Raw genomic sequence first — 9,713 nt, forward strand, 5'->3', positions numbered from 1 at the left:
AATATTGCCAGATTGGCAGATTGCGGCTTTTTCTAATTCCCGGCACTCGGTAAAAGCGCTCGATTCAGGCCGTCGCTCACAATTCCCCGCCATTCGTTTGAATAACGTTTTTATACCACTCAAATGAATCTTTCTTATACCGCTTCATAGACCCGTTTCCTTCATTATCACGATCAACATAGATCATGCCGTAGCGTTTTTTCATTTCGCCTGTTGTGAAGGAGACGATATCAATAATGCCCCACGGCGTGTAGCCGATTAAATCGACACCGTCATATGCGACCGCTTTTTCCAATGCTTCAATATGTGATCTGAGATATTGAATTCGTTCCCGATCATGGATCGTGCCATCTTCCTCCAGCGTATCCACCGCACCAAAGCCGTTTTCCACGATGAATAGCGGGATTTGGTATCGGTCATAAAAACGGTTCAACGTATATCTCAGCCCGGTTGGATCAATCGCCCAGCCCCAGTCACTTGATGTGATGTACGGATTTTCGACACCATTCGGTAAGCCGCCGTTAACGACATCACCTGTATTGTCATTTTGCACACCGCTTTTCACAGTTGTCGACATGTAGTAGCTGAAGCCTAAGTAATCAACCGTTCCCTTTCTTAAAATCTCATCATCACCGTCTTCGAATGTGATGTTGTAGCCTTCTCGTTCAAATTCCTTCAACGCGTAGCTTGGATAATAACCGCGAACCTGTACATCCGGGAAGAAATAGCGCTGTCTCATCTCTTCTTCAGCCAGCATCACATCTTCAGGGTTGGAGGAGAAAGGATAAATCGGCACGTGTGATACCATGGCTCCAATCTGGAAGTGTGGATTGATGTCTTTTCCTTTTGCCACCGCTAATGCGCTCGCCACTAATTCGTGGTGCGCCGTTTGATACATGACTTCCTTAGCGTTTTCGTTTTCACCGACCGCAACACCAGAATTTGTCCATAGGAACAGCGGATTGTTCACATCCATTTGGTTGTTGATCTCATTAAATGTCATCCAGTACTTCACTTTATCTTTGTAACGGCTGAAGCAGGCCTCTGCGAAGTTGACGAAGAAGTCAACGACTTTCCGGTTTCTGAAGCCGCCATATTCCCTTGCCAAATGCAGCGGCATTTCAAAATGAGACAGGGTTATGACCGGCTCGATTCCATGCTTCAGCAATTCATCAAAGACATCATCATAGAACTGCAAGCCCGCTTCATTCGGTTCAGCCTCATCGCCTTTCGGAAAAATCCGACTCCAGCCGATAGACGTCCGCAAGCATTTTAAACCCATTTCCGCAAACAAGGCGATATCTTCCTTATATCTGTGGTAGAAATCGATCGCTTCATGGTTCGGATAAAATTCACCCTCTTCAATCGTATCCGTGATTTTTCTCGGCACACCGTGGGCACCCGCTGTCATCACATCGACGACACTCGGTCCTTTACCGCCTTGATTCCATCCGCCTTCAAATTGGTGAGCAGCTAATGCACCGCCCCATAAAAAGTCCTTCGGCATGTTTCCCATGTTACATTCCTCCTCAGCTTACGACTGTAAATAATTTTTGGTCTAACGCACTGTCTTGAAGATCCTCAATAAGAATTTCCTGATATGCATGTGAGTTCGTAATGATGACTGGAGTAATCGTTGTTAACCCTTTCTCTTCAATGAACGCCTTATCAAATTCGGCAAGCTCTTCACCTTTTTTGACTGCATCACCTTCCTTTACCTTCAAGGCAAAAGGAGTGCCGTCTAATGTCACTGTATCCAGCCCGATGTGCACGAGCAATTCGACACCAGATGCTGAACGAAGGCCAATTGCATGCTTCGTAGGCGCCACCATAACAATGGTTCCGTCAAACGGAGCATAAAGCTTATTATCAGATGGTTCAATCGCCAACCCTTGGCCCATCGCGCCGGAGCTGAATACCTCATCAGGCACCTCAGAAAGCGGAATAACCTTGCCGCTGAACGGAGCATATACTGTTTCTTCATTTGCCTGTGCCGTTTGAACATTTTCCTTTTCCGCCGTCTGTGCAGCTGTATCTTCACCGTAGCCAAAGATCTGAATCAGCACAACAGGAAGAATGATCGCAATTGCAGCACCGATTAAAATGCCCCAAATGGATGACGGAAATTGTTCATTGATGCCATTCACGACTGTCAGCGGTCCCGGAAGCCCGGCATAGGCAAAGTAATATGGATTAAAAAAGCTTGCTGCGACTGCGCCAACCGCGCCGGAAATACAGCCAAAGATAAACGGCTTTTTAAATCTCAAGGTTACCCCATAGATCGCAGGCTCTGTAATGCCAAACAGACCTGTGATTCCAGCTGAGACGCTGACTTTTCTCGTTTCCTTGTTTCTCGCTTTCAAAATGACGCCAAGCACGGCCCCAACCTGTGCAATGACGGCAATCGTTTGGTACGCCTGGAATGAGTCCCGACCGTATAAATCAAAGTTCGCCAATACCATTGGCGTGATGCCCCAATGTATGCCAAAGATCACGATGACCTGCCAGAAAGCGCCGATGATCGCTCCTGCCAAAGCTGGCACATTTTCCGCCAAAAAGTTGTAACCGTTTGCAATTCCATTTGCGCCTAATGTTGTCACAGGGCCAATCAGAAGTATCGTTAACGGCACCATCATCACCATGCACAGAAAAGGAACAAATAACGGTCTGACCACTTCGTTCATTCTCTTATTTAAGAATCGTTCAAGATAAGACAAAATCCATACTAAAAATAACGGCGGCAGCACAGAAGACGTGTATGTCGTTTCCGATAAAGCAATCCCTAAGAAAGAAATACTCTTTCCGTCTGCGATTTGAGCCGCCATCTCCGCCCATGCCGGACTGACTAACGCGGCACTGCACGCCACAGCGATATACGTGTTGGTTTTAAAATGCTTCGATGCCGTAATCGCGATAAAAATAGGCAAAAACGTAAACGGCGCCCAAGATATAAAACTGAAAACCTGATAAACTCCTGTTTGCTCGAAGCCATCAAAAAACAAGTTAATCATAATGAGTGCACCTTGCAAAATACCAGCTGCGGCCAGAATGTATACAAACGGCGCAAATACCGCTGACATCGTCGCAATCACCCGGTTCAAAATCGTTCCTTTGTTCTCACTTTGTTCACCAGACAGATCAATCTTGACCAGCTTTGAAAATTCCTCGTACACTTCCCCTACATGCTGTCCAATGACAACCTGGAATTGACCGCTGTTCTCCACAACCGTAATAACGCCGGGCATCGACTTCACAATATCCTTCGCTTTAGGGTTAGACCGCTTCAGCACCAACCGAAGTCTCGTCGCACAGCGAGAAGCTCCAATGACATTCTCTTCCCCGCCTGCGGCCTCCAAAATGTCTTTTGCTAGTCTGCTATAATCTCTCACTTTCCCCGACATTTCCACCCACCCCTTCGTTCGGTTACGCTTTCATTATAATTGTACCGGTATAATTTATCAATACCCAAATAAAATATTTATACATAAACTATAAGTGTAAGCGGTTTATGCTATAATTTTGACAAATGAAACTAAACAAACAAATAAGGAGTGCGTATGTTAAAGTACCAGCAAATTGCAGCGGAGATTGAAAAATATATAGAAGAACATCAGCTCAAACAGGGAGACAAACTGCCTGTACTAGAAACCCTCATGGCCCAGTTTGAAGTCAGCAAAAGCACCATTACAAAATCCCTGGATCTATTAGAGCAAAAAGGGGCGATCTACCAGCTCAGAGGAAGCGGCATCTTCGTCAGAAAGCATAAACGAAAAGGCTACCTCAGCCTTCTGACCAATCAAGGCTTTAAAAAAGACCTCGAAGATTTCAACGTCACCTCAAAAGTCATTGAGCTAGACGTGAGAAAGCCGACACCGGAAGCGGCAGAAAACCTGAACATCGGAGTTGACGAGGACATCTACTATGTCAAAAGGGTCCGCTGCATCAACGGCCAAACCCTTTGCTACGAAGAATCCTATTACAACAAATCCATCGTAACGTATTTAAACAACGAAATTGTCTCCCACTCGATCTTCCATTACATCCGGGAAGGGCTGGGATTGAAAATTGGCTTTTCTGATTTGTTTCTCCATGTGGGACAGCTTAATGAAGAGGAAGCGAAGTATTTAGAGCTAGAGGCTGGACTGCCGAAGCTGTATATAGAAAGTATATTTCATCTGACGAATGGAATTCCGTTCGACTTCTCGAAGATTTCATATAATTATCAGCAGTCGCAGTTTGTGGTGCAGGCGAATAGCTTTTTGTTGTAAAGTGATTCTAAAGGACAAATAACTACAGAAGGCGGTCAACATGTACAAAATCATCATCCCTGCAATTCTAGCCATCTTCGTGCTCTGGATACTATTACAGATTTCACTAGAGATGAGTATCGTTAAAAATCCAATGAACTACTTTATCGTATTCATTATCTTTTTCCTCTTTATAAAGATGGTGAAGGAGCGACAGCAGTAGTTTGCTTCGAAACCAGATTCGGATTGGAATCTGGTTTTTTGTATTTTATTCACCCATCCTCACCCACCTCTGCATCTCTTCCCCTCATTTCCATTGTCTCTAAAAGCAGTTATGCGGTACTATCATATAAAGGTATAATGATGAAAAATACATGCACGTGCTCATAAATAGGGATTATTCTAAAAAGGGGATGGACGGTTTTGGAAAGCAAGTACTTAGACCTGCTCGCACAAAAATATGATTGTGAAGAAAAAGTGGTAACGGAAATCATTAATTTGAAAGCGATACTGAACCTGCCAAAAGGGACCGAGCATTTTGTCAGTGATTTACATGGGGAGTACCAGGCCTTCCAGCACGTGCTGCGTAATGGTTCAGGACGAGTAAAAGAGAAGATACGCGATATTTTCAGCGGCGTCATTTTCGACCGAGAAATTGATGAATTAGCCGCATTGGTCTATTATCCCGAAGACAAACTGAAGTTAATCAAACATGACTTTGATACGCAAGAGGGACTAAACGAATGGTATAAAGAAACGATTAACCGGATGATTAAGCTCGTTTCTTATTGCTCCTCCAAGTACACCCGCTCCAAACTGCGCAAAGCACTGCCTGCCCAGTTTGCTTATATTACGGAGGAGCTGCTGTACAAAACAGAGCAAGCTGCAAATAAGGAGCAATATTACTCCGAAATCATTGATCAGATCATTGAACTTGGACAAGCGGATAAGCTCATCTCCGGTCTTGCTTACAGTGTTCAGAGATTAGTGGTCGACCATCTGCATGTTGTCGGCGATATTTATGACCGCGGACCGCAACCGGACAGAATTATGGAAGAACTGATCAACTATCATTCGGTCGACATTCAGTGGGGAAATCACGATGTCCTTTGGATCGGCGCCTACGCCGGTTCCAAAGTATGCCTGGCCAATATTATCCGTATTTGCGCCCGTTATGACAATCTAGATATTATAGAAGACGTATACGGCATCAATCTAAGACCGCTGCTGAACCTTGCGGAAAAATATTACGATGATAACCCAGCGTTCCGGCCAAAAGCAGTCGAAAACAGGCCAGAAGCTGAGATTAAGCAAATCACAAAAATCCATCAAGCGATTGCCATGATCCAATTCAAGCTTGAGAGCCCGATTATCAAGAGACGGCGGAACTTTAATATGGAGGAACGGCTGTTATTAGAGAAAATAGATTATGACAGAAACGAAATCACGCTGCACGGAAAAACATATCAGCTGGAAAACACCTGCTTTGCGACGGTGAATCCAGAACAGCCAGATCAGCTATTAGAGGAAGAAGCAGAAGTCATAGACAAGCTGCTATTCTCTGTCCAGCATTCCGAAAAGCTGGGCCGCCATATGAATTTTATGATGAAAAAAGGCAGCCTTTATTTAAAATACAACGGAAACCTGTTAATTCACGGCTGTATTCCTGTCGATGAAAACGGCAATATGGAAACGATGATGATTGAGGATAAACCGTATGCGGGGCGTGAGCTGCTCGATGTATTTGAACGGTTCTTACGGGAAGCGTTTGCCCACCCGGAAGAAACCGACGATCTGGCGACAGATATGACCTGGTATTTATGGACAGGCGAGCACTCCTCCCTCTTCGGAAAACGTGCCATGACGACATTTGAGCGTTATTTCATCAAAGAAAAGGAAACGCATAAAGAGAAGAAAAATCCGTATTACTATTTACGCGAAGACGAGGCAACCTGCCGAAACATCCTGGCAGAATTCGGCCTCAATCCAGATCATGGCCATATCATCAACGGCCATACACCCGTAAAAGAAATCGAAGGAGAAGACCCAATCAAAGCAAACGGGAAAATGATCGTCATCGACGGCGGCTTCTCCAAAGCCTACCAATCCACAACAGGCATCGCCGGCTACACGCTGCTATACAACTCCTACGGCATGCAGCTCGTCGCCCATAAACACTTCAACTCCAAGGCAGAAGTCCTAAACACCGGAACCGACGTCTTAACAGTGAAGCGATTAGTGGACAAAGAGCTAGAGCGGAAGAAAGTGAAAGAAACGAATGTCGGTGAGGAGTTGTTGCAGGAAGTTGCGATTTTGGAGAGTTTGCGGGAGTATCGGTATATGAAGTGAAGGGATGGGGTTCAGGGGTTATTCTCTCTGGGCTCTTTTTTTCATTTAACACAGAAAAATGCTAACAGGGTCTTTTTCTTAACATTTAAATTCGTAAATATATTAATAATACAAAGCAATTATTGAAAGTCGGCTATTTTACAAAAATGAATTATCCCGATATCAAATCACTCGAGAAAGAATTTATGAAGTAACATGAAGAAGAACAGGAATCGCTACAGACGCATTGAAAGAGAGCTCTTATTTCTATAGTAGGGTCTACCTCGAGTAAGTTTCGTTTTTCAAGTATAGGGAGGGAGCAGTTATCGCTCTAAACTTCCTATATACGATAAATATCATATTTCTATCTCTCCATCTAAAACGCTTGGAAATTTTCCTTAAATTGTTTTTCGTATTGTTTATATTCTTCTATTAGCCCTTTTTTGCCTAGAATGCTCTAAACGCTAGTTCTGATAATGAGCGTCTATGCTACTTGTTCAAAATCTTCACTTGATTGCTCTAACACTTTTTCTAGTGTTTAACTGTTTTAGGCACTACTTTTCCTCCACAGCTTTACGTTGATCAAACCTTTCTTGTGCTTGCGGTAGCGTTTTTGGTATTCACGAATTTCAGCTGTCTTAAATATTCACGCATATAACGTCTAACTTCTTAGTTCAGCCATTATCCTTCACCCAATTCATTAATTGCTGTTCTGTGTCTGCTACTACTTGCTCTGCATTAATAATTAATTGTTCCTGATGTTTATCATGCGGTCTGCTTCTGCCTTAACAGATTCCAGTTCTTCTTTATTACGTTCTAAACTGCGATTTTTACATAGCTTATGTTCAAGTCGTGATTTATAGCCTTGTAAGTCTCTAATTTATTAAGTGCTTCAACCGTTCACGATCTAACTGATTTGCTACTATACTTTGCAAGTAATAATAACGGTATTCTAATTGTTTAGCTTCTAAAACATCACCTTTTTCCAATGCCGATACATGCTTTACCCATAGTTTCTTATACTCTTTTGTATTAGTATTGAGTTTCTTTTTAATTGTGTGTACCTCTTCCTGCGTCACTTGGATTTTCCCTTTTTGCTTTTTGTCATTTATAAGTCCTCCTCGAATATATAGAAATTAAAAAACCCTACCTCGTATATCACTAAAGCGAGCTAAGGCTCATAAATTTTCTAAAAAGGCTTTTAAAGTATTTTCTGGTGCTTACCAAGGCCCAAACTAGAAATACATATAGATATAGAGTAAGTTTGTTTCAAAGGAGAACACAAATACAAGAGAACTAATTACCTTGTTCATACTTGTAATTATATAATAACACCTTTTCCAAGTATTTATTAATGTAACTTCTATTGCAAACTTTAATTTATTGATTTATTAAACATATTCTCATTTTTTAACAAAATGCTATTTACAGCTTTAATTTTAAATTTATAGCATAATATAATTATTATTGCTAATAATTATATTTTTATTATTTTCAAATATTTAATTTATAAATATCAATCCTCTATCTTTGTTCAACAACATATCCAATGATACTTATAGTATGTAGACTCAAAAGATTCATGTGATTAAAATCATTATTAAGATAACAAGGAGTGGAATATAATGAATGACCTTGAAGTTTTTGGGTCCTATTTAAGAACTATTAGAAGTGAAAAAAATTTATCTCAAGAAGAACTAGCTTTTCTATGTAATTTACACCGTACTTATATTGGAGGTGTAGAAAGAGGTACAAGAAATATTAGCTTGCTTAACATTATAAAGATTGCCAAAGCTTTATCAGTTGATCCATCAAAGCTATTGGAATGCTTCGATAAGTGAAAATGCTAAAGGAATGATTTGTATGGAATTGTGTCTAAAAAGTATTAAGTCAAATTATAAATTTGCTGATATTCAGGATAAAAAATGTCACCTCCCTAAGAACCATGACGGAAAGTGTATTGAATTCCCTTTTGTAAGCCATTTGAAAAGTGTTAAAAAAACCGTAGCCGATAAAATTGTAAGGGACTCCACTAATACAACAGGAGCAGCTTGGAAAAGTGACGATGCTGGGCCAAATAGGATATTAAGATGGGGTATGTTACTTGAAGATGATGAGCTGGTTAAATACGGTATTAATATGGTAAATCTTAAACCAGGTGTCCAAGCAAAACTGCGTGAAAAAGCTGCCCCTTATGATGATTGTATTGAAGTAGCTATAAAACTTACTTGGCTAGTCTACTGCATGGAAGATGCACCGTTCCCTCCAGAAGATTTAAAGATATTTTTGGAGTTTTTCCATGGCCCTATAGATCAAGGCATTACAGTGTGCGAAATTTGTAAAGAAAAACTTTCATTTGAACTTTTTAATCAAGCACAACGAGGTAAGGCCGCTCTTGAAACTTGCCATAAAAACCCTCGAATACATAACGCGAATAATGTTGGCTTTGGTCACAGAGAATGTAACATTGCTCAAGGAAATAAAACATTAGATGAGTTTTATGAATGGTTACAACTAATTTTAAAAAGAGCAGGAAGAATATAGAACAAAGCACCCCGATTCGTTTATAGATACGAATCGGGGTGCTTTGTTATTTTAAATTTCAAACTTGTGTTCAAATGTCTTCAATTTTGTTAATAAATATGATCTTTGTTCAATAGTTTCTCTAAAATCACTAATCCTACTCTCCCATTCTAAACTCGGATTAATAATTGGTACTCTGATTTCTTCCATTCTTTTTCCTAAGGTTCCTAACGTCGATTGAATAAACACCAAGTTCCTTATTTGATTTTTTACCTCTGGCAAATTTAATAAATATAAAAACTCATAGGGATTAAAAGGAGCTTCTTCTGATAATGAAATTATTTTTATATGGCTTTGAACTATACATTTTAAATTGTACTTATTAAGAATAGCCGTATTCCCTATTCTGTATCGTCCGTCAAATACAAACAATATATCCCCTTCTTGTAAGTTTTGTGTTTTACTATATTGATTGTAAATTTCCTCACTTACTGAATTTGTAGGATCCATGGATATTTCTAGATTACTAATATCTGAGGTTCTAATAAAGGGGATTTCTCCTGTACCATAAGCATCAGAGCCAATTTCATGGCCCTTTCGTATGGTTATATAACC

The 9,713-nt window shown here is 40.8% G+C and carries 8 protein-coding genes and 1 pseudogene; 5 read left to right on the forward strand and 4 right to left on the reverse strand.

Annotated features, from left to right (window positions below; translation table 11 throughout):
• Positions 1–76: 76 nt before the first annotated feature.
• The gene (gene bglA, locus BTW01_RS11920; protein WP_162103192.1) at positions 77–1,516 is read right to left on the reverse strand and encodes a 6-phospho-beta-glucosidase BglA; all 1,440 of its coding nucleotides are present in this window, start codon (positions 1,514–1,516) and stop codon (positions 77–79) included.
• Positions 1,517–1,529: 13 nt separating this feature from the next.
• Entirely contained in the window at positions 1,530–3,401 is a 1,872-nt protein-coding gene (locus BTW01_RS11925) for a beta-glucoside-specific PTS transporter subunit IIABC (protein WP_162103193.1), read from the reverse strand.
• 156 nt (positions 3,402–3,557) lie between these two features.
• Between BTW01_RS11925 and BTW01_RS11930 the strand changes: the two genes are divergently transcribed.
• From BTW01_RS11930 to fbp, 3 genes are all read left to right on the forward strand, one after another.
• Entirely contained in the window at positions 3,558–4,268 is a 711-nt protein-coding gene (locus BTW01_RS11930) for a GntR family transcriptional regulator (RefSeq protein ID WP_162103194.1), read from the forward strand.
• Positions 4,269–4,308: 40 nt separating this feature from the next.
• Entirely contained in the window at positions 4,309–4,470 is a 162-nt protein-coding gene (locus tag BTW01_RS11935; RefSeq protein ID WP_162103195.1) for a hypothetical protein, read from the forward strand.
• Between the two features lie 200 nt (positions 4,471–4,670).
• Positions 4,671–6,596, forward strand: a complete 1,926-nt coding sequence (gene fbp / locus BTW01_RS11940) for a fructose-1,6-bisphosphatase (protein WP_162103196.1) — start codon at positions 4,671–4,673, stop codon at positions 6,594–6,596.
• 854 nt (positions 6,597–7,450) lie between these two features.
• On the opposite strand, the gene BTW01_RS11945 is transcribed toward fbp, so the two are convergent.
• Complete coding sequence (locus BTW01_RS11945) at positions 7,451–7,654, reverse strand: hypothetical protein (RefSeq protein WP_162103197.1); 204 nt, start codon at positions 7,652–7,654, stop codon at positions 7,451–7,453.
• Positions 7,655–8,200: 546 nt separating this feature from the next.
• Here BTW01_RS11945 and BTW01_RS11950 point away from each other — a divergent pair.
• Both BTW01_RS11950 and BTW01_RS11955 read left to right on the forward strand, forming a co-directional pair.
• Positions 8,201–8,416 (forward strand): helix-turn-helix domain-containing protein, encoded by a 216-nt coding sequence (locus BTW01_RS11950; protein ID WP_202923603.1) that lies wholly within the window; start codon positions 8,201–8,203, stop codon positions 8,414–8,416.
• 22 nt (positions 8,417–8,438) lie between these two features.
• Positions 8,439–9,119, forward strand: coding sequence for a hypothetical protein (locus tag BTW01_RS11955; protein WP_162103198.1), 681 nt, complete (start codon positions 8,439–8,441; stop codon positions 9,117–9,119).
• A gap of 51 nt (positions 9,120–9,170) precedes the next feature.
• Here BTW01_RS11955 and BTW01_RS11960 read toward each other — a convergent pair.
• Positions 9,171–9,713, reverse strand: a pseudogene (locus tag BTW01_RS11960) (hypothetical protein); the annotation flags it as partial.

Origin of the sequence: Bacillus sp. SKDU12, assembly GCF_010093085.1 — a bacterium.
GTDB classification, from domain to species: domain Bacteria; phylum Bacillota; class Bacilli; order Bacillales; family Bacillaceae; genus Bacillus; species Bacillus mexicanus.